Annotated in this window: 20 protein-coding genes and 1 pseudogene; 10 read left to right on the top strand and 11 right to left on the bottom strand. The window is 72.6% G+C overall.

Translation table 11 applies throughout. The features are described 5' to 3' along the window. Nucleotides 1-179 precede the first annotated feature (179 nt). Nucleotides 180-3524, top strand: a complete 3345-nt coding sequence (locus EAO76_RS07925) for a BTAD domain-containing putative transcriptional regulator (protein WP_148834704.1) — start codon at nt 180-182, stop codon at nt 3522-3524. A 93-nt stretch (nt 3525-3617) separates the two neighbouring features. Here the strand turns inward: EAO76_RS07925 and EAO76_RS07920 are convergent, their stop codons facing one another. The 3 genes from EAO76_RS07920 to panB all read right to left on the bottom strand — a co-directional run bounded on the left by EAO76_RS07920 (nt 3618) and on the right by panB (nt 6556). After that, nucleotides 3618-4466, bottom strand: coding sequence for an ABC transporter permease (locus tag EAO76_RS07920; RefSeq protein ID WP_148834702.1), 849 nt, complete (start codon nt 4464-4466; stop codon nt 3618-3620). Continuing rightward, nucleotides 4463-5488: an ATP-binding cassette domain-containing protein gene (locus EAO76_RS07915; protein ID WP_148834700.1), complete on the bottom strand. Its 1026-nt coding sequence runs from the start codon at nt 5486-5488 to the stop codon at nt 4463-4465. Before EAO76_RS07915 ends, EAO76_RS07920 begins: the two co-directional genes overlap by 4 nt. Before the next feature lie 180 nt (nt 5489-5668). Continuing rightward, on the bottom strand, nt 5669-6556 hold the full coding sequence (gene panB / locus EAO76_RS07910; protein ID WP_148834698.1) for a 3-methyl-2-oxobutanoate hydroxymethyltransferase: 888 nt from the start codon (nt 6554-6556) through the stop codon (nt 5669-5671). Nucleotides 6557-6747: 191 nt separating this feature from the next. Here panB and EAO76_RS07905 point away from each other — a divergent pair, with 191 nt between their 5' ends. Both EAO76_RS07905 and EAO76_RS07900 read left to right on the top strand, forming a co-directional pair. Continuing rightward, nucleotides 6748-8364: an MFS transporter gene (locus tag EAO76_RS07905; protein ID WP_148834696.1), complete on the top strand. Its 1617-nt coding sequence runs from the start codon at nt 6748-6750 to the stop codon at nt 8362-8364. Between the two features lie 140 nt (nt 8365-8504). After that, nucleotides 8505-9146: a TetR/AcrR family transcriptional regulator gene (locus EAO76_RS07900; RefSeq protein WP_262375304.1), complete on the top strand. Its 642-nt coding sequence runs from the start codon at nt 8505-8507 to the stop codon at nt 9144-9146. 34 nt (nt 9147-9180) lie between these two features. Here EAO76_RS07900 and EAO76_RS45970 read toward each other — a convergent pair. Then, nucleotides 9181-9364 (bottom strand): annotated as a pseudogene (locus tag EAO76_RS45970) (hypothetical protein); the annotation flags it as partial. A gap of 32 nt (nt 9365-9396) precedes the next feature. Between EAO76_RS45970 and EAO76_RS07890 the strand changes: the two are divergent. Beyond that, the gene (locus EAO76_RS07890; RefSeq protein WP_399461839.1) at nt 9397-10344 is read left to right on the top strand and encodes an endonuclease/exonuclease/phosphatase family protein; all 948 of its coding nucleotides are present in this window, start codon (nt 9397-9399) and stop codon (nt 10342-10344) included. Nucleotides 10345-10437: 93 nt separating this feature from the next. Here the strand turns inward: EAO76_RS07890 and EAO76_RS07885 are convergent, their stop codons facing one another. The 6 genes from EAO76_RS07885 to EAO76_RS07865 all read right to left on the bottom strand — a co-directional run bounded on the left by EAO76_RS07885 (nt 10438) and on the right by EAO76_RS07865 (nt 16603). Then, nucleotides 10438-12192 (bottom strand): NAD+ synthase, encoded by a 1755-nt coding sequence (locus tag EAO76_RS07885; RefSeq protein ID WP_148834690.1) that lies wholly within the window; start codon nt 12190-12192, stop codon nt 10438-10440. 91 nt (nt 12193-12283) lie between these two features. Next, entirely contained in the window at nt 12284-14005 is a 1722-nt protein-coding gene (locus EAO76_RS07880; RefSeq protein WP_148834688.1) for a multicopper oxidase family protein, read from the bottom strand. Nucleotides 14006-14099: 94 nt separating this feature from the next. Then, on the bottom strand, nt 14100-14270 hold the full coding sequence (locus tag EAO76_RS44395; RefSeq protein ID WP_187438496.1) for a hypothetical protein: 171 nt from the start codon (nt 14268-14270) through the stop codon (nt 14100-14102). A gap of 258 nt (nt 14271-14528) precedes the next feature. Further along, the gene (locus EAO76_RS07875; protein WP_148834686.1) at nt 14529-14954 is read right to left on the bottom strand and encodes a CBS domain-containing protein; all 426 of its coding nucleotides are present in this window, start codon (nt 14952-14954) and stop codon (nt 14529-14531) included. 216 nt (nt 14955-15170) lie between these two features. Beyond that, the gene (locus tag EAO76_RS07870; protein WP_148834684.1) at nt 15171-15896 is read right to left on the bottom strand and encodes a DUF305 domain-containing protein; all 726 of its coding nucleotides are present in this window, start codon (nt 15894-15896) and stop codon (nt 15171-15173) included. Then, a complete protein-coding gene (locus EAO76_RS07865) occupies nt 15893-16603 on the bottom strand; it encodes a DUF3105 domain-containing protein (protein WP_148834682.1) in 711 nt (236 codons plus the stop codon). The genes EAO76_RS07870 and EAO76_RS07865 overlap by 4 nt, the downstream gene beginning before the upstream one ends. A gap of 242 nt (nt 16604-16845) precedes the next feature. Here EAO76_RS07865 and glnA point away from each other — a divergent pair, with 242 nt between their 5' ends. From glnA to EAO76_RS07845, 4 genes are all read left to right on the top strand, one after another. Further along, nucleotides 16846-18207 carry a type I glutamate--ammonia ligase gene (gene glnA, locus EAO76_RS07860; RefSeq protein ID WP_148834680.1) on the top strand — a complete coding sequence of 454 codons (1362 nt, stop codon included), beginning with the start codon at nt 16846-16848 and terminating at the stop codon, nt 18205-18207. A 397-nt stretch (nt 18208-18604) separates the two neighbouring features. Continuing rightward, nucleotides 18605-19951, top strand: a complete 1347-nt coding sequence (locus EAO76_RS07855) for a discoidin domain-containing protein (RefSeq protein ID WP_148834678.1) — start codon at nt 18605-18607, stop codon at nt 19949-19951. Beyond that, the gene (locus tag EAO76_RS07850; protein ID WP_148834677.1) at nt 19951-21258 is read left to right on the top strand and encodes an MFS transporter; all 1308 of its coding nucleotides are present in this window, start codon (nt 19951-19953) and stop codon (nt 21256-21258) included. Before EAO76_RS07855 ends, EAO76_RS07850 begins: the two co-directional genes overlap by 1 nt. Then, nucleotides 21255-22286 (top strand): hypothetical protein, encoded by a 1032-nt coding sequence (locus EAO76_RS07845; RefSeq protein ID WP_148834675.1) that lies wholly within the window; start codon nt 21255-21257, stop codon nt 22284-22286. The genes EAO76_RS07850 and EAO76_RS07845 overlap by 4 nt, the downstream gene beginning before the upstream one ends. A gap of 79 nt (nt 22287-22365) precedes the next feature. Here EAO76_RS07845 and EAO76_RS07840 read toward each other — a convergent pair whose 3' ends face one another. Continuing rightward, nucleotides 22366-22956, bottom strand: a complete 591-nt coding sequence (locus EAO76_RS07840; protein ID WP_148834672.1) for a TetR family transcriptional regulator — start codon at nt 22954-22956, stop codon at nt 22366-22368. Nucleotides 22957-23104: 148 nt separating this feature from the next. On the opposite strand from EAO76_RS07840, the gene EAO76_RS07835 reads away from it, so the two are divergent. Then, nucleotides 23105-24604: an MDR family MFS transporter gene (locus EAO76_RS07835; protein ID WP_187438541.1), complete on the top strand. Its 1500-nt coding sequence runs from the start codon at nt 23105-23107 to the stop codon at nt 24602-24604. 243 nt (nt 24605-24847) lie between these two features. Next, a partial coding sequence (locus EAO76_RS07830; RefSeq protein ID WP_148835626.1) for a putative protein N(5)-glutamine methyltransferase occupies nt 24848-25634 on the top strand: 787 nt, incomplete at its 3' end.

The following is a 25634-nucleotide window of genomic DNA, read 5'->3' as shown; positions in this document are numbered from 1 at the left end:
GGGCCGGGAGGCGGGGCGGGTCCGTCGACCGTACCGGCGGCGCGGCACGGACGTCCCGTGAACGCCCCGCGCCGGGTCGGTGGTTCCGCGCCCGGACGCCCGCACCCCGTGCCCTCCGTCCCGGCCGCTCCCGTGTCCCGGGTCCGTCGTTCCCGGTGCCGGTCGCGGAGAATGGGCGGGTGCGCTACTGCATCCTCGGGACCACTCGGGCATTCCGCGACGACGGCACGGCCGTCGCCATCGGCGGGGCACGGCTGCGCGCCCTGCTCGCCGCCCTCGCGCTGCGCCCCGGCCGCACCGTCCCGGCCGCCGTGCTCGTCGACGAGGTGTGGGACGGCGACCCGCCCGCCGACGCGACGGGCGCCCTCCAGGCGCTCGTCGGACGGCTCCGGCGGGCCCTCGGCCACGCGGCGGTCGCCTCGGCGGAGAACGGCTACCGGCTGGCCGCCGAGCCGGACGCGATCGACCTCCACCGCTTCGAACGGCTCGTGACGGAGGGCACCCGGGCCCTGGCCGAGGGGGACGCGGCGAAGGCCCTGAGCACCCTGGACGAGGCGCTCGCCCTGTGGCGCGGCCCGGTCCTGGCCGACCTGCCCGACCGGCGCGCCGCCGAGGTCCGCTGGGAGGCCCGCCGCCTGGCCGCCCGGCGCGGCGGGCTCGGTGCCGCCCTCGCGCTCGGCCGGGCCGAGGAGGCCCTGCCCGAACTCGTCGCCCTGTGCGCCGAGCACCCCCTGGACGAACCGCTCCAGGCGCTGCGGCTGCGGGCCCTGCGCGACGCCGGGCGCACGGCACAGGCACTGGCCGCCTACGACGAGGTGCGCACCCTGCTCGCCGACCGGCTCGGCACCGATCCCGGCCCCGAACTGCGGTCTCTGCACGCCGAGTTGCTCCACCAGGAACCGGCGCCCCGGCCCGCGCCGCAGCCCCCGGCGCCACCCGCCCGCACCGGCGCACCCGCCGCACCGCGGGGAAACCTCCGGGCCGGGCTCACCAGTTTCGTCGGGCGCGAGGACGACATCGGGGCCCTGCACCACGACCTCTCGCACGCCAGACTGGTCACCCTCCTGGGCCCCGGCGGCGCGGGCAAGACCCGGCTCTCCCAGGAGGCCGCCGAATCCGTCGCGGACGCCTGGCCGGACGGGGTCTGGCTGGCCGAACTCGCCCCCGTCGACGACCCCGAGGCCGTACCGGAAGCCGTGCTGACCGCGCTCGGCGCCCGCGAGACCGTGCTGCGCGGCGCGGGCGCCGAGGGGCTGCGGGCCGCCGAACGCAACCCGGCGACCCCCCTCGTGCGCCTCACCGAGCACTGCTCCCGGCGCCACATGCTGCTGCTTCTGGACAACTGCGAACACCTCGTCGGGGCCGTCGCCGCCCTCGCCGACCACCTGCTCGCCCACTGCCCCCGGCTGACGGTGCTCGCGACCAGCCGGGAACCCCTGGGCGTTCCGGGCGAACTGGTCCGCCCCGTCGACCCGCTGCCCGCCCCGGTGGCGCTGCGCCTGCTCGCCGACCGCGGCGCGTCGGCCCGGCCCGGTTTCCGGACCGACGCGGACCCGGACACCGCGGCCGCCGCGGCCGAGATCTGCCGGCGCCTCGACGGGCTGCCGCTCGCCATCGAACTCGCCGCGGCCCGGCTGCGGATGCTCACCCCGCGCCAGATCGCCGACCGGCTCGACGACCGGTTCCGGCTGCTCACCAACGGGGCCCGCACCGCACTGCCCCGGCAGCAGACCCTGCGCGCCGTCGTCGACTGGTCCTGGGACCTCCTGGACGCACCCGAGCGCGCCGTGCTGCGCCGGCTGTCGGTCTTCGCCGGCGGCTGCACCCTGGCCGCGGCCGAGGAGGTCTGCGCGGACGGGCCCGGGGACGCGCGCGAGGTCGCCGGGCTGCTCGGCTCGCTGGTCGACAAGTCCCTCGTCGTCGCCACGCCCGCCGCGGACGGCGCCATGCGCTACCGGCTGCTGGAGACCGTGGGCGAGTACGCCGCCGAACGGCTCGACGAGGCGGGCGAACGGGACGCCGTGGAGCGGCGCCACCTGGTGCACTTCCGGGAGCTGGCCCGTACCACCGATCCCGCGCTGCGCGGCGCGGGGCAGCAGTCCGCCATCGACCTCCTCCAGCGCGAGCAGGAGAACCTCCGCACCGCCCTGCGCCACGCCGTCGCCGCCCGCGACGAACAGGAGGCGCTCTGCCTGGTGCTCTCGCTGGCCTGGTACTGGCAGATACGCGACCTGCGCGCCGACGCGCTGCACTGGGCCGCCGCGGCCGCCGCGCTGGGGCCCGACCCCTTCGCCCCGCCCGCCGAGCCCGCGCCCTCCCTGTACGAGCGCTGCACCGACGCGCCGCCGCCCATGAACCCCGAACTGCTCCAGGAGGCGCGGCGCCAGGTGGCCCTGGTGCACCTGCTCAGCGCGGACCACACCAAGGAGACCTGGCACGACGAGAAGGGCCGGGCCCGGCTGCGCGTCATCGCGAGTACCTACCGGGCGGGCCAGCCGCAGACCTGCCGCGTCCCGGCATCGCTCTGGTTCTTCGCGGTCATGCTCACCGGCGAACTGGAGGACCTGCGGGGACTGCTGGCCGAGGCGGTCCGGGCCTGCCGCGACCTCGGCTACGAGTGGGAGCTGGCCGCGGCGCTCCACATGCGGGCCAACGTCCTGGCCAACCGGCCCGAATGGGCGGCCGAGGCGCTGGCGGACGCCGACGAGAGCCTGGGGATCTTCGACCGGCTCGGCGACGACTGGGGCGCGTCCGAGGCGCTCTCCTCCAGGGGCGAGGCCGCCGAACGGCTGGGCGAGCACGCGCGGGCGGCCGAGGACTTCCGGGCCGCCGTCGGCCACGCGCGCAGGCTGGGGGCCCGGGCCCAGGTGGCGGTGCTGCGCACCCGGTACGCGTCCGCGCTCGTCGAACTGGGCCGCGGCGCGGAGGGCGAGACGATCCTGCGGGAGGTGCTCGCCGAGGAAGGGCGGATCGCGCACGAGGCGATGCCCGTCGCCCGCCTCTACCTCGCCATGTGGCTGGGCCGCAGCGGCCGCACCGGCGAGGCGCGCGAGCAGATGAACGCGGCGCGCGAGGGGTTCCGCTCCGAGACGGCGGCGGCCTTCGACGGGTTCGTACTGGGCGCACTGGCCTGGCTGGACAACCAGGACGGGCGGTACGCCGACGCCCTGTGCCGGGTCCTGACGGCGCTGGAGCGGTCCCACGACCCGCTGACGCGGATGATGGCGCCCCAGATGCCCGTCATCCACTTCCTCACCCTGGCCCGGGCCCTGGTCGGGCTCGGCGGTGAGCGGCGGGCCGCGGACGCGGCCCGGCTGCTCGGCGCCGGTCCGGCCCTGCTGCCCCGGGGCCACGTGCCGACGTGGGTGGAGCGGGACGACCGGGAACGGGCGGAACGCGGCGCCGTCGCCGTCCTCGGCCGGGCCGCCTACGAGGCCGCGCACGCGGAGGGCGGCGGCCTCTCCATGGCGGAGGCCGCCGCCCTCGGGGAGACGTACCGGGAGCACACGTACCGGGAACGGTGAGCCGCGCGTCCCGGCCGTGGAGGAGCCGTCCCGGCCGGGGGAGGTCCGGCGGGGGGCTCGGCCGGCAGGAGAAGTCCGGCCGGGGACCGTCCGTCAGTCCTTCCTGCGGAACCGGGCCACCGCGAGCGGCGCCGCCACCGCGGTGATCGCCGCGGCCCAGCCGAGCGTCACCCACACCGAGTGGGAGACCGGCCCGCCCATCATCAGGCCGCGCATCGCGTCCGCCAGGTTGGACAGCGGGTTGTACTCGGTGAAGGTCCGCAGCCAGCCCGGCATCGTCTCGGTCGGGGCGAAGATCGAGGAACCGAACTGGAGCGGCATCAGCACGAGCATCCCCGTTCCCTGGACCGCCTGGGCCGTCTTCATGGCCAGCCCCAGCAGGATGAAGATCCACATGATGGCGGCGCTGAACACCGCCGACAGCGCGACCGCCCCGATCAGCCCGAGCACCGGGTTCCGGAGCTCCATGCCGAGCGCGAAGCCCATGCCCAGCAGGATCAGGGTGGCGACCAGCACCCGGCCCAGCTCGACCACGATCTTCGCGACGAGGACCGAGGAACGGGCGATCGGCATCGTCCGGAACCGGTCCATGACGCCCTTGCGGAAGTCGTCGTTGACCCCGGTGCCGACCGCCGAGGCGATGCTCACGCCCATCATCGACATCAGCCCGGGCACCAGGTAGTTCAGGTACTCCTGCCGGCCGCCGCCCATGCTGCCGCCGACCGAGCCGCCGAACACGTACACGAACAGCAGGACGAAGACGACGGGCATCAGGAGGGCGTCGAACATGGACTCCGGATCCTTCTTGATCTGGAGCAGATTGCGCCGGACCAGCGCGCCGATGTGGCGCAGGCTGCCGCGCGGCCCGATCCGGCCCTCGTCGTGGACCGGCTCCGCCGGGACCGGGCCGGCGGGAGCGGGGGACAGGGGCGTCGTGCTCATGCTGCGACCTCCTCGGGGATCGTGTCGACGGCGGAAGGGCTCGTCCTCTCGCCGGTGATGGCCAGGAACACCTCGTCCAGGCTGGGCAGCACGGTGGTGACGTGCGCCAGCGGGAAGCCCCGGGCGCCGAGCAGGCCGATGACCGAGGTCAGCTGTTCGTCGCTGAGGACCGGTACGCACAGCAGCCCCTCGTCCGGGACGGTCTGCACGCCCCCGGGCCCGTCCAGGCCCGCCTCCCGGACCGCCCGGGTCATGGCGGGCAGGTGCGCCGGGTCCGAGGGCCGGATCTGCAGGGTGCGCCCGCCGACCCGGGTCTTCAGCTCCTCCACCCCGCCGTGGGCGATGACCCTGCCCCGGTCGATGACGGTCAGCTCGCCGGCGAGCTGCTCGGCCTCCTCCATGTACTGGGTGGTGAGCAGCACGGTCGTCCCCTCCGCGACCATCCGCTGCACCTCGTCCCATACCTCGTTGCGGGTACGGGGGTCGAGCCCCGTCGTCGGCTCGTCCAGATACAGGACGGCCGGGCGGCCGATCATCGAGGCGGCCAGGTCGAGCCGGCGCCGCATGCCGCCGGAGTAGTCCATCGCGGCGCGCCCGGCCGCGTCGGTGAGCGAGAACCGTTCGAGCAGTTCGTCGGCCCGGGACCGGGCGCCCTTGCGTGACAGGTCGAGCAGCCGCCCGATCATGTAGAGGTTCTCCCGGCCGGAGAGCTTCTCGTCGACCGAGGCGTACTGGCCGGTCAGGCCGATGGTGCGGCGCAGCTGCCGGGGCTGGCGCACCACGTCGAAGCCCGCTACGACGGCGCGGCCGGCGTCGGGCCGGATCAGGGTGGACAGGCAGCGCACGAGCGTGGTCTTGCCGGCGCCGTTGGGGCCGAGCACGCCGAGCACGGTGCCCTCGCGCACGTCGAGGTCCACACCGTCCAGCGCCCTGGTCGAGCCGTAGTGCTTGACCAGTCCCCGGACCTCGACGGCGTTCGGGCCGCTCCTGGGGTTCTTGTCGATTCGCGTCATGCCGACCATGGCACCAGCCGTCACCGACAGCCCGCCGACAGCAGGCCGACAGCCCGCCGATGGGGGATGTCGGCGGGCTGTCGGTGGTGCGGGAAATGGTCTGGTTCCCGGCCCTTTTCACAGGTCAGAGGCGCCTTCGTGGGGCGAGGGCCCCTCTGCGGGCGGTCGGGGCCGGGGCCGGGACACGCTCTAGTGGAAGGTGTGCTCGGCGGCCGGGAAGGCGCCGCCCACGACCTCCTCGGCGAACTCCTTCGCCGCGTCGCCCAGCACCTTGCGCAGGTTCGCGTACTGCTTGGTGAAGCGCGGCACCTTGCCACCGGTCAGCCCGACCATGTCGGTGTAGACCAGCACCTGGGCGTCCGTGTCGGGACCGGCCCCGATGCCGATGGTCGGGATGTGCAGGATGCGGGTGACCTCGGCGGCCAGCTCGGCCGGCACCAGCTCCAGGACGACGGCGAAGGCGCCCGCGTCCTGCACGGCCTTGGCGTCGCGCAGCAGCTGCTGGGCGGCCTCCTCGCCGCGGCCCTGCACCCGGTAGCCCATCGCGTTGACGGACTGCGGGGTCAGGCCGATGTGGGCCATGACCGGGATCCCGGCGTCGACGAGCAGCTTGATCTGCTCGTGGCTCCGCTCGCCGCCCTCCAGCTTGACCGCGCCGACCCCGGACTCCTTGATCAGCCGGGTCGCGTTGCGCAGGGCCTGGACGGGGCCCTCCTGGTACGAACCGAAGGGCAGGTCCGCCACGATCAGGGCGCGCCCGGTGCCCCGTACGACGGCGGCGGAGAGGATCGCGATCTCGTCCATCGTGACGGGCACGGTGGTCTCGTAACCGAGGTGGCAGTTGCCCATGGAGTCGCCGACGAGCATGACCGGGATGCCGGCCTCGTCGAAGACGGACGCGGTCATCGCGTCGTAGGCGGTGAGCATCGGCCACTTCTCGCCGCGCCCGGTGGCGGCGGCGATGTCGTGGACGGAGATGCGGCGGGTGCTCTTCCCTCCGTACAGCGCCTTGCTGCTGTCGGCGGGGGTTCCCGCGGAGGTGTTCGCGGACTGGTTCCGCGCAGCCTGAAGCGACATTGCTGTGGGCTCCTTCGTCATCTCGAGGCGCCCTCACGGCGTCCCCGGACCGGTTCCATGGTGGCATCCCGTGCCCCTTCGCGGGAAGTGGGGCACCGGACGCGGGCTCAAGGCACGGTCGAAAGAACTCTTGTCGTAAAAGTCTTTCCAATACGAGACGGTCTCGTATCGAAACCGGTTAGGCTCCTGACATGTCAATACCGTCCGGCGCTCGCACCGCCGTGCCCCAGGTCCCGGAGGCGATCCACCGCCGCCGTTGGGCGATCCTCGTCGTTCTGATGTTCAGCCTGCTCATCGTGGTGCTGGACAACTCGATCCTGAACGTCGCGGTCAAGACCATCGCCAGCCCCGCACCCACCGGACTGGGGGCCACCCAGAGCGAGTTGGAGTGGGCGATCAACTCCTACACGCTCGTGTTCGCCGGGCTCCTCTTCACCGCGGGCCTGCTCGGCGACCGCATCGGCCGCAAGAAGGTGCTGCTCTTCGGCATCCTGCTCTTCGGCATCGGCTCCGCCCTGGCCGCCATGTCGGACTCGCCGAACCAGCTGATCACCTGGCGCGCCCTGATGGGCTTCGGCGCCGCCTTCGTCATGCCCGCCACGCTCGCGGTGCTGATGAACGTCTTCGAGCGCGACGAGCAGCCCCGGGCCATCGGGATATGGGCCGGCAGCGTCGGGCTCGCCATCGCGATCGGCCCGATCACCGGCGGACTGCTGCTCGAACACTTCTGGTGGGGCTCGATCTTCCTGGTCAACGTGCCCGTGGTGATCGTGGCGCTGATCGCGATGGTGCTGCTGGTGCCGGACTCCAAGGACCCGAGGCCGGGCCGGATCGACCCGATCGGCGTGCTGCTCTCCATCGTCGGACTGGTGCTGCTGGTGTACGGCATCATCCGCGGCGGCGAACTCGCCGACTTCACCGACGCCATCGTGCTCCTGTCGATCGCCGGCGGTCTGCTGGTCCTGATCGGGTTCGTCTGGCACGAGAAGCGCAGCACCCACCCGGCCATCGACATCTCGTACTTCAAGGAGCCGTCGTTCTCCGCGGCCGTGGCCGCCATAGCGCTGGTCTTCTTCGCGCTGATGGGGGTGACCTTCTTCTCCGCCTTCTACATGCAGAGCGTGCGCGGCTGGAGCGCGCTGGAGTCGGGCCTGATGCTCCTGCCGCTGGCCGCCGCCCAGATGATCTTCGCGCCGCGGGCCCGGCTGCTCGTCGACCGCTTCGGCGCCCGTGCCGTGTGCACCGTCGGCATGCTGCTGGTGGCGATCGGGCTCGCGGCGTTCGCGCTGTTCGACGGCACCACGCCGGTCTGGGTGCTGTGCCTGCTCCTCTTCGTGCAGGGCACGGGCATGGCACACGTGATGACGCCGGTCACGGTCTCCGTGATGCAGGCGCTGCCCCGCGAGAAGGCCGGTTCCGGCTCGGCGGTGAACAACACGTTCCGGCAGGTCGGCGGGGCACTCGGGGTCGCCGTGCTCGGCTCGGTGCTGTCCACCGTCTACCGGGGCGACATCGAGGGGCACCTCGACGCGCTCCCGGCCGGCCTCCGGGAGACGGCGGGGGAGTCGATCGAGGCGACGCTCGGCGTCGCGGACCGGATGGGCGCGGCGGGCGCCCCGCTGATCGACGCGGCGAACGACGCCTTCCTGAAGGCCATGCACGTCACCGCCATCGGCTCGGCCACCATCGCACTGGTGGGCGCCCTCGTGGTGGCCCTGTTCCTGCCCGGGAAGCCGCCCGCGGGACAGGAGCCCGGCGGCTCCGGGAAGGGCGGCCGACCGGTGCGCGCGGCGGGGGCGGGCCGGTGAGGAGGACGGCCCCGGGAGACTGAGGCACCCGCCCCCGGGACCCGGACGACCCCGGGCCCCGAGGGCGGCCGACGGGACCGCCACCGCCGTCGGCGAGAATCGGAACGGCGGTCGGACGGCGTGGTGAGAGGTGGATCGACGTGCGGGCACAGGAAGAGGAACGGGATCGGCCGTCCCGGAAGGACCCGGAACCCCGACGGGGCCGGCCGCGCAGCGCGGCGGCCGAGCGGGCGATCCTGGACGCCGTCGCCGGGCTGCTGGAGGCGGGCGAACCGCTCGGCAGCCTGTCCATCGAGCGGATAGCCCGGACCGCGGGCGTCGGCAAGGCGACGATCTACCGGCGGTGGAGCGACAAGGAGGAGCTCTTCGTCGACGTCCTGCGCGACATCGAGCCGCCCGAACCCGTCGTCTCCGGCACCGCCGGCCTCGCCGACCTGCGGCTGCTGCTGGAGTCGATCCGCCGCCGCGGCCTGGCCCAGCGCTCCTCGGCCCTGCTGCACAACGTCTTCGCACAGATGAAGAGCCACCCCAGGCTGTGGGCGGAGTACCACTGCACCGTCATCGCGCCGCGCCGCGCCGCCATGCTGGCCGCGGTGCGGCGCGCGGTCGACGCCGGTGAGCTCCGCGCGGACCTGGACGTGGAGCTGATGAACGACCTGTTCCTGGGCCCCATGCTCGTACGCACCGTCCACCGGCCCGACGCGTCGTTGCCCGAGGACCTCACCGACCGCATCGTCCGGCTCCTGATGGAGGGACTGGCCCCCGGCCGCCGAAGGCGTTGAGCCAGACCACGACCGGCAGCAGGAGGGGCGATCAGCGCGGTGCCGAGCGGCGCACCAGGGCCAGGACCAGCAGCAACGGGATGAAGACGGCGCACCAGGGCAGGAACGTCTCGGAGAGGCTGGCCCAGGTTGCCGATGGTGTTCGGGATCTCGGAGTGGAGGGCCATCACGAGGGTGAGCAGGACCGAGCACAGGGCGAGGACGATGCCGCGCCGCCAGACGCGGCGGGCCGGGAGCACGGCTGCGGGCCCTGCGCGACAGGCTGGTCGGCGACCGGGGCATCTGGCGGCGCGGCATCGTCCTCGCCCTGTGCTCGGTCCTGCTCACCCTCGTGATGGCCCTCCACTCCGAGATCCCGAACACCATCGGCAACCTGGGCAGCCTCTCCGAGACGTTCCTGCCCTGGTGCGCCGTCTTCATCCCGTTGCTGCTGGTCCTGGCCCTGGTGCGCCGCTCGGCGACCGCGCTGATCGCCCTCCTGCTGCCGGTCGTGGTCTGGCTCAACGCCTTCGGCGGCCTGCTCACCGACAAGTCCGGCACCGGCGGCGACCTCACCGTGGCCACCCACAACGTCAACGCCGACAACCCCGACCCCGCGGGCACCGCCCGGCACGTCGCGGACTCCGGAGCCGACGTCATCGCCCTGGAGGAGCTGCCGAGCGGCAAGGTGTCGGCGTACGAGGCGGCCCTCGCCGAGCGCTTCCCGTACCACGCGGTGCAGGGGACCGTCGGCCTGTGGAGCAAGTACCCGATGAGCGCCACCCGCCCCGTCGACATCAAGATGGGCTGGACCCGGGCGATGCGCTCCACCATCACGACACCGAAGGGGAAGGTCGCCGTCTACGTGGCCCACCTGCCGTCCGTACGGGTCAAACTGCACGCCGGATTCACCGCCAACCAGCGCGACAACAGCGTGGACGCCCTGGGCGAGGCCATCTCCCACGAATCGCTCGACAAGGTGATCCTGCTCGGCGACCTCAACGGCACGATGAACGACCGCGCGCTGAACGCGGTCACCGCCCAGATGCGCTCCACCCAGGGCGCCGCCGGCGACGGCTTCGGCTTCAGCTGGCCGGCCTCGTTCCCGATGGCGCGGATCGACCAGATCCTGGTGAAGGACGTCGAACCGGTGTCGTCATGGACGCTCGACAGGACGGCCAGCGACCACCTGCCGATCGCGGCCCGAGTACGCCTGTGACCCGGGGCGCGGGACGACGCGCACGGGCGGACACGGACGGCCGGGGCCGGGGCGCACGTGCGCCCCGGCCCCGGCCGTCCGTGTTCCCGTCGGTCAGCGCGTCTCGCGCCACCGGTTGGTGATCGGGAGGCGACGGTCCTTGCCGAAGCCCTTCGGGGAGATCTTCGTGCCCGGCGGGTACTGGCGCCGCTTGTACTCCGCGGTGTCCACCATCCGCAGGGTCTTCGCCACCAGTTCCTCGTCGAACCCGGCCGCGACGATCTCGTCCAGGCCCTGGTCCCGGTCGACGTACAGTTCCAGGATCCGGTCCAGTACGTCGTAGTCGGGCAGCGAGTCCGTGTCCACCTGGTCCGGGCGCAGTTCGGCGCTGGGCGGCTTGGTGATGGATGCCTCCGGGATCGGCGGGACCTGTCCGCGTTCCTCCGCGGCCCGGTTGCGCCACTTCGCGAGGCGGAAGATCGACGTCTTGTAGACGTCCTTGATCGGGCCGTACGCCCCGACCGAGTCGCCGTACAGCGTCGAGTAGCCGACCGCGAGCTCGGACTTGTTGCCCGGCGCGAGGACGATCTGGCCCTCCTGGTTGGAGACGGCCATCAGCATCGTGCCGCGCAGCCGGGACTGGAGGTTCTCCTCGGCCAGACCGGTGAGCCCCAGCGCGCCCATGTACGCGTCGAACATCGGCTCGATCGGCACGGTGCGGAAGTTCAGCCCGGTGCGGCGGGCCAGTTCGGCCGCGTCGTCCTTGGAGTGGTCCGAGGAGTACTTCGACGGCATCGAGATGCCGTACACGTTCTGCGCCCCCAGCGCGTCGCAGGCGATCGCGGCGACCAGCGCCGAGTCGATGCCGCCGGAGAGCCCGATCAGCACGCTGCTGAAACCGTTCTTCGCGGCGTACGCGCGCAGGCCCACGACCAGCGCCGAGTACAGCTCCTCGTCGTCGTCCAGCCGCTCGGCGTACCCTCCGGCCAGCTCCGCCGGGTACGCCGGGAGGGGGTCCTCGGAGAGCACCACGCGGTCGATCCGCAACCCGTCGTTCACGACGCCGGACGGCGGCTCGGCGGAGGCGGCCGGCAGGTCCAGGTCGAGGACGACGCTGCCCTCGGCGAACTGCGGGGCGCGGGCGATCACCTCGCCGTCCCGGTCGACGACGATCGAGTCGCCGTCGAAGACCAGCTCGTCCTGACCGCCGATCATCGCCAGGTACGCGGTGGTGCAGCCGGCCTCCTGGGCCCGCTTGCGGACCAGCTCCAGCCGGGTGTCGTCCTTGTCCCGCTCGTACGGCGAGGCGTTGATCGACAGCAGCAGCCCGGCACCGGCGGCGCGCGCGGCCGGCACCCGGCCGCCGTCCTGCCAGAGGTCCTCGCAGATCGCGAGCGCCACGTCGACGCCGTGGACCCGCACGACCGGCATCGAGTCGCCCGGCACGAAGTACCGGAACTCGTCGAAGACGCCGTAGTTGGGGAGGTGGTGCTTGGCGAAGGCCAGCGCGACCCGCCCGCCGTGCAGCACCGCGGCGGCGTTCTGCGGGGAGCCGGCGGGCTGGCCGTACCGGGGCTGGGCCGTCTCGGAACGGTCCAGGTAACCGACGACGACCGGCAGCTCCCCGAACCCCTCCTCGTCGAGCCGGACGGCGAGCGCCCGCAGCGCCCGGCGCGAGGCCTCGACGAAGGACGGGCGCAGGGCCAGGTCCTCGACGGGGTACCCGGTCAGCATCATCTCGGGGAACGCCACCAGATGGGCGCCCTGTTCGGCGGAGTGCCGGGTCCAGCGGACGACCGCCTCGGCGTTTGTGGCGAGGTCACCGACGGTCGAGTCGATCTGATTCAGTGCGAGGCGTAGTTGAGGCACGCGCACCAGTGTAATCGTCTGATTGACGCGATGTCCCGGTGGGCCGCGGAACGGGGGCCGCGGGCCCACCGGGAACGGGGCGGCGGACCGGTCAGCTGCGGTAGCCGAGGACCGTCATCATGCCCACGTCCGAGTGGTAGATGTTGTGGCAGTGGAGCATCCACAGCCCCGGGTTGTCCGCGTCGAACTCCACGGCCAGCGAGTTGTTCGGCCGGATGATCGCGGTGTCCTTGCGCGCCCAGGTGGTCCGGCCGCGCCGGGTGGCCCGGTGCGCGGGCCCCGCCGGTCCCACGAGGCCGAAGGAGTGCCCGTGCAGGTGGATGGGGTGCCACATCTCCGTGACGTTGAAGAACTCCAGCCTGACCCGCTCGCCCTCCCGCACCGAGCGGCGCCGCTCCGGGTCGTACGGCTCGTGGTCGAAGGCCCAGTCGTACTTCTCCATGCTGCCGGTCAGCCTGATCCGGATGATCCGGTCGGGCTCGCGCCGGGACAGGATCACCGACTCGTCCGGGTCCAGGTCGTACGCCTGCACCAGCTTTCCGTACAGCTCGTCGGGCCGTACGGACGCGGTGGGCGCCGTGCCCTTCCCGGTGCGGAGCAGGGCCAGCGCCGAAGCGCCCTTGCCCTCGGCGAGCGCGGTCAGCGGGAACACCCCGTCCTCGGCGGTGACCAGCACGTCGTAGCGCTCGCCCATGCCCAGCAGCAGGGCGTCCGTCGTGGTGTGCCGGACCGGGTAGCCGTCGGTGTGGGTGATCGTCATCCGGTGGCCGCCGAGCGCGACGCGGAACGCGGTGTCGCCGCCCGCGTTGATGATGCGCAGCCGGATCCGGTCGCCGGGCCTGGCGGTGAAGGAGGTGGGGGACTTCGGGATGCGGCCGTTGATCAGGTAGTGCGGGTAGGCGACGTCGCCCCCGTGGCTGTTCAGCAGTTCGCTGTAGGAGCCCCGCTTCAGCCGGGAGGGGCCGGAACGGCGCGGGGTGGACTCGGGGCCCCTGCCGACCCCGGAGGGCCCGGCAGACCTGGAGGGGGTGGCGGGCTTCGAGGAGGCGGCGGGCGCTCCGTGGCTGCCGCCGCCGTGGTCCATGCCGCCCCTGCCGCCGCTCAGCTCGTCGAGAACCGAGTCCGGGGTCGAACCGTCCACCCCGTCGACCCAGTCGTCGAGGACGACGACCCACTCCTTGTCGTACTTGAGGGGCTCCCTCGGGTCCTCGACGATCAGCGGCGCGTACAGCCCGCGGTCCTGCTGGACGCCCGTGTGCGGGTGGAACCAGTACGTGCCCGCGTGCGGCACGGTGAACCGGTAGGGGAACTCCGCACCGGCCTTGATGGGCGGCTGGGTCAGGTCGGGCACGCCGTCCATGTCGTTGCGCACGTTGAGGCCGTGCCAGTGCAGCGAGGTGTCGTGCGGGAGGTGGTTGGCGAGGGTGAGGGCCAGGGTGTCGCCCTTCGTGACCCGGAGTTCCTTGCCGGGCAGCCGGGCCTCGTACGCCCAGGAGCCGACGGTGAGGCCGCCCAGGTCGAGCCGGGACGGGGTGGCGACGAGATCGACCTTCCGCACGGGGCCCGAGCCCCGCCGGGCCTCGGCCCGCGCGACCTCCTCCCCGTCGGGGGAGACGTACTCGCCCTTGGTCTTCCTGCCGGGGGCGGCCCCGTGGTTCACGCTGCCGTGGCTCGTGCCACCGGCGTTCGCGCCGACGGTCTTCTTGCCGGCGGCGGCGGTGTCGCCGTCGCCGGAACAGGAGGTCAGCACTGCCGTGCCGACGGTGGCGACAGCGGCGCCGAGCACGGCGCGCCGGGTGGGGGGAGTGCGCATGACGAGAGTGCACCTCGGGGTGTTGTCGGTATTCCGGTCTGCTGGAGGAGGGGCGGCGTCCCCTTGCCGCGGGGCGGAGGGGAGGCGCGCCCCTCTATATGCGCAGCACCGACAACGGGGCGGGACGGACCGGGGCCGGACGGGGCACCGGACCGGCCACCGGAGTGAACCGCGCCGGGACGCACCCGAGGAGGTGGGCGATCCCGATGAGCAGCGAGACGAACAGGGACAACTGTCCGTACGTCGCACATCCACTCAGGGTCATGTCGAGCACCCTACCCCCGCCGGGTATCACTCGCGCGCGGAGGAACACGGAGGCGTGCGGAAACGTATCGCCCCAATGGTTCCGGGCCTGATGGGGTGGGGGACGGGCGCGGAGAGGGCGGGTGCCGGAACGGTGTCCGCGGGAGGGACGGGTGCCGGAACCGACGGACGCGGGGACGGGCGGGCACCGAAGCGGCCCGCCACCTCCTCGGGCGAGGGGGCGACGGGCCGTCGTCGGGCCGGTGTCCGCGGGTGCCGGTCAGCCGCGCGCGTAGACCTTCTCCGCCCAGCCGGCGATCTGCTCCTCGGTGAGGTGCTGTGCCAGGTCCGCCTCGCTGATCATGCCGATCAGCATCTTGTTCTCGACGACCGGGAGCCGGCGGATCCGATGGGTCTGCATCTCGTCCAGGACCTCTTCCACCTGGGCCTCCGCGTCGATCCAGCGGGGAGTGCCGTGGGCGAGGTCGCCCGCGGTCATCTTCGACGGATCGTGGCCCATCGCCACACAGCCGACCACGATGTCGCGATCCGTGAGGATGCCGATCATCCGGTCCTGCTCGCCGTTGGCCGAGATGGGCAGCGCACCGACCTTGTGGTCGCGCATCAGCTGCGCGGCCCGGTCGAGCGTCTCGTGCGCGGGGATCCACGTGGCCCCGGTGTGCATGATGTCCTTGGCGGTGGTCATGAGGGCTTCCTCCTGAATGCCGTGGGCATGCTGTACGACCCCGAGTGATTCCATCGTCATACGCCCGTTCGGAGTACGCGACCGCTCGCGCCTGCTTCGAGTGCGTGAGAGGGACGGGGCCGGGCCCGCCGCCGGAGCCGGGCACGCGACCGCCGCCGGACCCGGGCGGGGTCCGGCGGCGGGGGCCCCTCGGGGCCGGGGTCCGGCGGGAGTTCCTCAGGACCGGGGCTTCGCCCCTCGCGCCTTCAGCATGTCGGCCATCGCGTCCAGCTCGGACTGCTGGGCGGCGACCATTCCGCGGGCGAGCCGCTTCTCCGCCTTCACCGCGCACAGCCGGGCGCAGCCGCGGGCCATGTCGACGCCGCCCTTGTGGTGGTCGGTCATCAGCTGGAGGTACAGGACCTCGGCCGTCCTGCCGCTCGCCGCGCGCAGCCGGGCCAGTTCGGCCCTGGTGGCCATGCCGGGCATGAGCGGTTCGTCGTGGGCCCGGTGACCGCTCCCCGCGCTCCCGGCCCCGTCCGCGCCGTTCAGCGCGTGGCCCTCGTGCCCGCCGCCCGCCATCCAGTCCATCGGCTCCTGCCCGGCCGTCGTCTTCGGCAACTCCCACAGGTCCAGCCAGCCGAGCAGCATGCCGCGCTGGTTGGCCTGCGTGTTGGCGATGTCGTACGCGAGCCGGCGCACCTCCTCGTCCCGCGTGCGGTCGCGCACGACGAAGGACATCTCCACGGCCTGCTGGTGGTGGACGGCCATGTCGCGGGCGAAACCGGCGTCCGCCGAGTCCGCCGCGGGCGTGCCCGGAGCGCCGGCGGCGTGGTGCGCCGGGCGCCCCGCCCCGTCGTCCCGCGCGGCGGCGACCGTCGCCGCCCCCGCGCACAGCAGGGCGAGCGCGGCGGCGGACCCCACCGCCCATCGGACGCGCCGGACGCGCCGTGGGGCGGTCACGGCGTCCCCAGCCCGCCCGAGCACGTCGCACCGGGCTCGGGCGTCTGCGGCCCCTGCACGAACTTCTCGAAGAACCGGCCGACCCGCGGGTCGTCGGCGCCGTCCACCGTCACCTGGTTGCCCCAGGCACTCAGCATGATCGTCCCGCTCTGTCCCTCGTACGGGCTCATCAGCGAGTACGGCGTCCTGCCGACCCGCTCGGCCAGCTTCGCCACGTCGGCGGCCGGTGCCTTGCCGGTGTACGTCACCCAGACGGAGCCGTGCTCCAGCGAGTGCACGGCGTTCACGTCGGGGATCGCCTTCTCGTACACCTCGCCGTCGCAGTTCATCCAAACGGGGTTGTGGTCACCCCCGACCGGGGGCTTCATCGGGTACGTGACGGGGGTGGTGACGTGGTTGCGGGTCAGCTTCTCCGCGTCCCACGTCCGCAGCCCCTCGATCGGGCCGCCGTCCGACTTCCCCTGCCGGCCCTCCGCGGGCGCCTTGCCGTCCTCGGACCCGGCCCCGGACGCGGACCCGGCGTCCTGAGCCCGCTCCTGCTTCTGCTCCGACGCCTCGGACGTGTTCAGCACCAGGTACGAGCCGAAACCGACCAGGCCCGCGACGACGAGCACGCTCAGCCCTATGGCCAGGGCGCGGTCGCGGCGCTGCCGCGCGCGGTGGGCGTCGTGCGGCTGCTGCGGGTGGGGCCCGGGAACGAAGCTCATGGCGTCAGGTCCTTCTGGGAAGGGGGCGGGGGCGGCTGCCGATCATGGGAACGGGCGCGTGCGGGGCCGTTGCGAAGCCGCTTCGCCCCGTGCGTGCCACGGCCGCCGATCGTAGTGGGTGGCCGGGTGCTCCATCTCACGTCGTGTGCGTAATCTGGGTGAAATCCCGGGTCGTGATACTGGAGTTCCTCCCCTACCCCGGGCGGTGGTGCACGGACCGTCTGAACTGCAAGGATGTGGCTATGGACAAGCAGCAGGAATTCGTCCTCAGGACGCTTGAGGAGCGCGACATCCGCTTCGTACGGCTGTGGTTCACCGATGTCCTCGGCTACCTCAAGTCCGTCGCCGTCGCCCCCGCCGAGCTGGAGCAGGCGTTCGACGAGGGAATCGGTTTCGACGGCTCGGCCATCGAGGGCTTCGCCCGGGTGTACGAGTCCGACATGATCGCCAAGCCGGACCCGGGAACGTTCCAGATCCTGCCCTGGCGCGCGGAGGCCCCCGGCACGGCCCGGATGTTCTGCGACATCCTCATGCCGGACGGCTCGCCGTCCTTCGCCGACCCCCGTTACGTCCTCAAGCGCATCCTCGCCAAGACCTCCGACCTGGGCTTCACCTTCTACACCCACCCGGAGATCGAGTTCTTCCTGCTCAAGGACAAGCCGGTCGACGGCAGCCGCCCCACCCCCGCCGACAGCTCCGGCTACTTCGACCACACCCCGCAGAACGTCGGCATGGACTTCCGCCGTCAGGCGATCACCATGCTCGAATCCATGGGCATCTCGGTCGAGTTCAGCCACCACGAGGGCGCCCCCGGCCAGCAGGAGATCGACCTGCGCTACGCGGACGCGCTCTCCACCGCCGACAACATCATGACCTTCCGCCTGGTGATGAAGCAGGTCGCGCTGGAGCAGGGCGTGCAGGCGACGTTCATGCCGAAGCCGTTCTCCGAGTACCCCGGTTCGGGCATGCACACCCACCTCTCCCTCTTCGAGGGCGACCGCAACGCCTTCTACGAGTCGGGTGCCGAGTACCAACTGTCCAAGGTCGGCCGCTCCTTCATCGCCGGGCTGCTCACCCACGCCGCGGAGATCTCCGCCGTCACCAACCAGTGGGTCAACTCCTACAAGCGCATCTGGGGCGGCTCCTCCCGCGCCGCGGGCGCCGGCGGCGAGGCCCCCTCGTACATCTGCTGGGGCCACAACAACCGCTCCGCCCTCATCCGCGTCCCGATGTACAAGCCCGGCAAGACCGGCTCCTCCCGCGTCGAGGTCCGCTCCATCGACTCCGGCGCCAACCCCTACCTGACGTACGCGGTGCTCCTGGCCGCGGGCCTCAAGGGCATCGAGGAGAGCTATGAACTCCCGGCCGGCGCCGACGACGACGTCTGGGCGCTGTCCGACGCGGAACGCCGCGCGATGGGCATCGAGCCGCTGCCGCAGAACCTGGGCGAGGCGATCTCGCTGATGGAGAAGAGCGAACTGGTCGCCGAGACGCTGGGCGAACACGTCTTCGACTTCTTCCTGCGCAACAAGAAGCAGGAGTGGGAGGAGTACCGCAGCGAGGTCACCGCCTTCGAGCTGAAGAACCTGCTGCCGGTGCTGTGACCGGGGCCGGTCCGACCCGGCAGACGCGAGCGGCTTCGGCTCGGCAGGCGTGAACGGCTTCGGGCCGACGGATGTGAACGGCTTCGGGTCGGCGGTAGGGAGAACCAACCGTCGGCCCGAAGCCGTTTTTCATGCCCTCGCGCAGCCGGGTGCAAACGGGTGTGCGAGGGCTGAATCCGATGCGGGGCAAAGGGAGTTGAGGGACTGGTAGGAAAGTTTACTGTTCGCTAGCATTCCCGGCGGTGGCCTGGCGCGGTGCCCCGCACCGTGGGCATGACGCGCTCAGTGAGAGCTCTGGCCCGGCCACCACGGTCCCGCCCTGCCCGTACGCGGGCCGGGACGGGGTCACGCACTGATGCCCAGCTCTCGCCACCCCCACAAGGCCAGGAGTCCAGGGATGCACCCGAACGGCTCAGTTCCCCTCACCCCACCCGCGAAGCGCCGTACGGTCGGCATGGTCGTCGCCGCCGTGCTGCTGCTCGCCGGCAGCCTGACATTCGCCCACCCCGACCGGGCCGGCGCCGCCGAGGACCCGCTCATCTCGCGCGGCAAGACCGCCACCTCGTCCTCCGAGGAGGACTCCCAGTACGGTCCGCAGAACGCCTTCGACGGCGACCCCGCCACCCGCTGGGCCAGCGCCGAGGGCGAGGACCCGCAGTGGCTGGGCGTCGACCTCGGCGCCACCGCCGACATCACGCGGGTGCGGCTGAACTGGGAGGACGCCTACGCCGAGGCGTACCGGATCGAGGTCTCCGCCGACGGCACCGACTGGACCCGGCTCGCCGACGAGACGGCCGGCGACGGCGGCACCGACGAGTGGTCCGGGCTCACCGGCAAGGGCCGCTACCTGCGCGTGTACGGCACCGCGCGCGGCACCTCCTACGGCTACTCGCTGTACGAGGTCGAGGTGTACGGCACCCTCGGCGAAACGCCCCAGCCCACCGGTGCCTTCACCGTGGTCGCCGCCGGTGACATCGCCGCCCAGTGCACCGCGTCCGACAGCGACTGCGCCCACCCCAGGACCGCCGCGCTCGCCCAGAAGCTCAACCCCAAGTTCTACCTGACGATGGGCGACAACCAGTACGACGACGCCCGGATCTCCGACTACCGCGCCTACTACGACAAGACCTGGGGCGTCTTCAAGAACAAGACGCACCCGGTGCCCGGCAACCACGAGACGTACGACCCGGCCGGTTCGCTGGCCGGCTACAAGGCGTACTACGGGTCGATCGCCTACCCCCAGGGCAAGAGCTACTACAGCTTCGACGAGGGCAACTGGCACTTCATCGCCCTCGACTCCAACTCCTTCGACCAGAGCGCCCAGATCGACTGGCTCAAGGCCGACCTCGCCAAGAACAGCAAGGCGTGCGTCGCCGCGATCTGGCACCACCCGCTGTACTCCTCGGGCGGACACGGCAACGACCCGGTCAGCCGGCCGGTCTGGAAGCTCCTGTACGGCGCCAAGGCCGACCTCGTGCTCAACGGGCACGACCACCACTACGAGCGCTTCGCCCCGCAGAACCCCGACGGCAAGGCCGTCGCGGACGGCATCACCGAGATCGTCGGCGGGATGGGCGGCGCCGAGCCGTACCCCATCGAGGAGGTCCAGCCCAACAGTCAGAAGCGGATCAGCGGTGAATACGGCGTCCTGAAGCTGGACTTCACCGACACCGACTACACCTGGAGCTACGTCGGCACCGACGGCAAGGTCAAGGACGCCGGACCGAAGTACTCCTGCCACTGATGTACCTGGCGACCACAGGGCGCCGGGACGCGCCGGCCCCGCCCCGCACCGGCGGAGCGGGCCGACGCGTCCCCGGCACCGTCCTCGCGCTCGGCGCGGTCAGCCTCGTCACCGACATCTCCTCCGAGATGGTCACCGCGGTGCTGCCGCTCTACCTGGTCCTCGGACTGGGTCTCTCCCCCCTCCAATTCGGCTTCCTGGACGGCCTGTTCAACGGCGCGGCGGCCATCGTGCGGCTGCTCGGCGGGCACGCCGCCGACCGCGGCCGCGGCCACAAACGGGTCGCCGGCATCGGCTACGCGCTCTCCGCCCTCTCCCGGCTCGGCCTGCTCCTCGCGGGCGGCGCCACCGCGGGCATCGCGGCGGCGCTGGCCACCGACCGGGTCGGCAAGGGCATCCGCACGGCGCCCCGCGACGCGCTGATCACCCTGAGCAGCCCGCCCGAGACGCTCGGCCGGTCCTTCGGTGTGCACCGGGCGATGGACACCACCGGCGCGCTGCTCGGCCCGCTCGCCGCGTTCTCCCTGCTCTGGGCGACCGCGGACGCCTACGACGCGGTGTTCGTCGTCAGCTTCTGCATCGGCCTGCTCGGGGTGCTGCTCCTGGTCCTGTACGTGCCCGGCCACCCCCCGGCGCCGCCGGTGCGACCGGCCCGGCGCACCCGCAAGGTGTTCGAGGCACTCCGCGACCCCGCCTTCCGGCGCATCCTCGCGGCCGCCGCCCTGCTCGGCGCCGCGACCATCGGGGACTCCTTCGTCTACCTGCTGCTCCAGCGCCGCCTCGACCTCCCCGTCGGCTGGTTCCCGCTGCTGCCGCTCGGCGCGGCGGCGTGCTACCTGCTGCTCGCGATCCCGGCGGGCCGGATCGCGGACCGGGTCGGACGGCGGCTGCCGTTCCTGTACGGGCACCTCGCGCTGCTCGGCGTGTACGCCACCCTCCTCGCCCCCTTCGGCGGACCGGCCCCGCTGATCCTGGCCCCGGTCCTGATCCTGCTGGGCGTCTTCTACGCCACCACCGACGGGGTGCTGATGGCCCTCGCCGGGCCCGTCCTGCCCGCCGACGGCAGGGCGGGCGGACTCGCACTGCTCCAGACCGGCCAGGCCCTGGCGCGGATGCTCGCCGCGGCGGGCTTCGGCGCCGCGTGGACGCTGTGGGGGGAGGGGCCCGCGCTGTGGACGGCGACGACGGTCCTGCTCGCCGCGCTCGCGGCCGGCTGGGCACTGCTGCCGCGCACCCCGCGCACCCCGTACGACTCCCCGGCTCCCGCGGAGCCGGGGGACCCGAACTCCGAGAGGCGGACCGCATGAGAACCAGGTTCCCGCGCCCCGCGGCCCCGCTGGGGCCCCGGGCCCGCATCGCCGTCGTGGTGGCCGCGGTGCTGCTCCTCACGGGCGGCTCCGTCGGGTACGTGATGCACGCGGAGCACCGGACGGGCGGCGAACGGGCCGAGGCCGACGCCTCGTTCGTGCTCGACGGGCCCGCGCTGTACTTCCGGGACACCGGCACCGGCCGGGTCGCGCACCGACCGATGGCCCCCGCCACCGCGGCCCGCACCCCCGGCGGACCCGTCTGCGACCGGTTCCACGCCTCCGGCGACGGCGCGCTCTGCCTGCGGGCCAGACCCGGGGTGCTGCCGAAGACCCAGGCGATCGTCCTCGACCGGCGGTTGCGCGAGAAGCGCCGGATCACCGTGCCCGGCATCCCCACCCGGGCCCGGGTCTCCGCCTCCGGCCGGATGCTGTCCTGGACGGTGTTCGCGACCGGCGACTCGTACGCCACCACGTCCTTCTCGACCCGCACCGCCATCCTCGACCTGCGCACCGGCTACCTCATCAAGTCCATCGAGACCATCCCGCTCACCATCGACGGCGCCCGCTACCACGCCCCCGACGTCAACTACTGGGGGGTGACCTTCGCCCGCGACGACAACCGCTTCTACGCGACCGTCTCCACCAAGGGCCGCACGTACCTCGTCGAGGGGAACATGCGGGACTGGTCGGCGAAGGCACTGCGGCAGAACGTCGAGTGCCCCTCGCTGTCGCCCGACAACACCCGGCTTGCCTTCAAGAAGAAGGTCTCCGACGACGCGGCCGCGCCCTGGCGGCTGTACGTGCTCGACCTGCGGACCATGCGCGAGACGCCGCTCGCGGAGGAGCGCAGCGTCGACGACCAGGCGGCCTGGCTGGACGACGACACGCTCGCCTACGGGCTGCCGGGCGAATCCGGCCGGAAGAGCGACGTCTGGACCGTGCCGGCGGACGGGACGGGGAAGCCCCGCATGGCGGTGAAGGACGGCTCGTCGCCGGTGGCGGTGGCGGCCACGACGACGCGCTGAGTTCCGGACGCACGGACGCACGGACGGCGGGGGCGGCACCGGACGGTGCCGCCCCCGCCGTCCGTCCCCGTCGTACCGCTCAGTCGAACCGGCAGGACATCTGGTCGAGGATCTCGTCGATCAGCTCGGCGGGCTCCCGGGCCAGGTCCTCCTCGATCCACATCCGCATCGCGATCCGCAGCGAGGACAGGAACGCCGCGGCCAGCACCAACGGCTCGACCGGCCGCTCCGACGGGCCCGGGCGCCCCGACACCGCCGCGGCCAGATCACGTTCCAGGGCGGCGTGGTTGGCGAGCTGCCGGGCCAGCAGCGAGGGGTGCCGCATCGCCAGCCTGGTCCGTACCGCCCACGCGCGCTCCGGTGGCGAGACCCGCTCGGCGAACTGGGCCACGGCCGCCCGCAGCGCCGTCCAGGCGCTCTCCTCGGCGGGCCGGTCCCGCACGGCCCGGACGAGGTCCCTGGTCTGCCGCTCCTCCCCGTACAGGAGGGCGTCCTCCTTGCCCGCGAAGTAGTTGGAGAACGTCCTGCGGGAGATCCCGGCCGCGTCCGCGACGGCCTCGACCGTGACGTGGTCGAAGCCGTGCTCGACGGTCAGCCGCAGCGTCGCCTCGTGCACGGCCTGCCTGGTGGCTTCCTTCTTGCGTTCCCGCAGTCCCGCAGCGCTCTCCATGGGCTCATTATCTCCCCGCCGGGCATAATTGCTCAGTGCGCAAAATTTCCCAATGAGCATGTATGGTGAACCCTTTCCCACCCCCGTACGAACCCTCCGGAGGTTGCGCGTGAGCGCACGAACGGCCGCGCCGACCGACGCCGCGCCGATGGACCACCGCCATGTGCTGCGGGCCCTGAGCGGCCTGCTGATCGTGCTGTTCGTGGCGATGATCAGCAGCACCGTGGTCTCGGTGGCACTGCCGAAGATCATCGGCTCGCTGGACGGCACGCAGTCGCAGTACACCTGGGTCGTCACCGCGACCCTGCTGGCCTCCACGGCCTCCACGCCCATCTGGGGCAAGCTCGCCGACCTGTTCAGCAAGAAGCTGCTGCTCCAGATATCCATCGGCATCTTCGTCGTCTCGTCGATCGCCTGCGGATTCGCCCAGTCCACCGAGCAGTTGATCGCCTTCCGGGCCGTGCAGGGCCTCGGCATGGGCGCGCTCCAGGTGCTCGTCCAGGTCATCATCGCCGCGATGATCAGCCCCAAGGAGCGCGGCCGGTACAACGGCTACCTGGGCGGGGTCATGGCCGTCGCCACCGTCGGCGGTCCGCTGCTGGGCGGCTTCATCACCGACACCTCGTGGCTCGGCTGGCGCTGGTGCTTCTTCATCGCCGTGCCGTTCACCCTGGTCGCCCTCGTGATGCTCACCCGCACCCTGCACCTGGACGAGGTCCGGCGGTCGGAGACGAAGGTCGACTACCTGGGGGCCTCGCTGATCGCCGCCGGCGTCAGCCTGCTGCTGCTCTGGGTCACCTTCGTAGGCAACGACTTCGACTGGATCTCCTGGCAGACCCTCGCCATGGTCGGCGCCGGCGCCCTGATCCTGGTCGCGGCCGTCGTGGTCGAGAACCGGGTCGCGGAGCCGGTCGTCCCGCTGCACGTGGTACGCCGCCGCGACCCCGCCCTCGCCATCGTCGCCAGCCTCGCGGTCGGCATGGCCATGTTCGGCGGCGCGGTCTTCCTCGGCCAGTACTTCCAGATCGGCCGCGGCTACTCGCCGACCGAGGCCGGACTCCTCACCATCCCGCTGATGTTCGGCGTACTGGTCTCCTCCACCGTCGCCGGCCGCCTGGTCTCCAGGACCGGCAAGGTCAAGCCGTACATCATCGCCGGCGTCGTCGTCCTGACCCTCGGCTTCCTGGGCCTGTCCACCATCGACCACGAGACCTCGCTGGTCCTCGTCTCGGCCGGCATGCTCGCCGTCGGCGTCGGGGTCGGCATGTCGATGCAGAACCTGGTCCTGGTCCTCCAGAACACCGTCCCGCTCGGCGAACTCGGCGCGGCCAGCGGCGCGATCACCTTCTTCCGCTCGCTCGGCGGCACCATCGGCGTCTCGGTGCTGGGCGCGGTGCTCGCCAACCAGGTCGCCACGAAGATCGCCGACGGCCTGGCGAAGCTCGGCATCGACCCGGCGGCCTCGTCCTCGGGCGGCTCCACCCTCGACATCGCCGCGATGCCGCCGCAGATCCAGGAGGTGGTGCGCGCCGCGTACGGCGACGCCACCGGCACCATCTTCCTCATCTCGGCGGCCATCGCGGTGGTCGGCGTGGTCGCCGCCCTGTTCCTGACGCCGACGAAGCTGCGCGACAGCGTGGACCTGTAACCGTCGACACGACCCCCCGGTGCCCCGCCCGGCGCTCGAAGCGACCGCGCGGGGCACCGCCGTGCGCGGCGGTGCACGACCTGGGCATGGGGTAGGGTGACGCATCCCCACATCGGGGGCCCGACCGAGGAGGTGAGACCCATTACCGCTGGATCAGGCTGGGTGCTCCTCCCACAGGATCGCGTCGACCCGAAGTAGTCGACCGCGGAGCGCCCATCGGTTTCCCCGAAAGGCTCCGCCCGCATGTCGACACCCGCTTCACCGCTCTCCGTCCCCGCCATCGTCACCGCGCTCCGCGCCGCCGGCTGCGTATTCGCCGAGGACGAGGCGGAGTTGATCATTTCCACGGCCCCCGACCCCGCGGGCCTCGCGGCCATGGTCGAACGACGGGTCGCCGGACTTCCCCTGGAACACGTCCTCGGCTGGGCCGAGTTCAGCGGTCTGCGGATCGCCGTGGACCCCGGCGTCTTCGTACCCCGCCGCCGCACCGAGTTCCTGGTGGAACGGGCCGCCGCGCTCGCCGGCCCCGGGGCGGTCGTCGTCGACCTCTGCTGCGGTTCGGGAGCCCTCGGCGCCGCGCTCGCCGCGAAGCTGGGCCGGGTCGAACTGCACGCCGCCGACGTCGAACCCGCCGCCGTGCGCTGCGCCCGCCGCAACATCGGCGCCGCGGGCCGCGTCCACGAGGGCGACCTCTTCGACCCGCTGCCCGCGTCGCTGCGCGGCCGGGTGGAGATCCTGCTGGCCAACGTGCCGTACGTACCGACCCAGGACGTCGAACTGCTGCCCCCCGAGGCCCGCATCCACGAACCGCTGGTGGCGCTCGACGGCGGCGCGGACGGCCTCGACGTCCTGCGCCGGGTCGCCGCCGAGGCCCCGCGCTGGCTGGCCCCGGGCGGACACCTGCTGGTCGAGACGAGCGAACGGCAGGCGGCGCGGGCCGAGGAGACCGTGGCCCGCAGCGGCCTGATCCCGCGCGTGGTCACCTGCGAGGAGCGGTACGCGACCGTCGTCGTCGCGACCCGCCCGGCCC

Origin of the sequence: Streptomyces sp. sk2.1, from assembly GCF_008120935.1 — a bacterium.
Taxonomy (GTDB): Bacteria; Actinomycetota; Actinomycetes; order Streptomycetales; family Streptomycetaceae; genus Streptomyces.
Note: the sequence above shows the minus strand (reverse complement) of the source record. Positions and strands in the feature narration are given on the sequence as shown.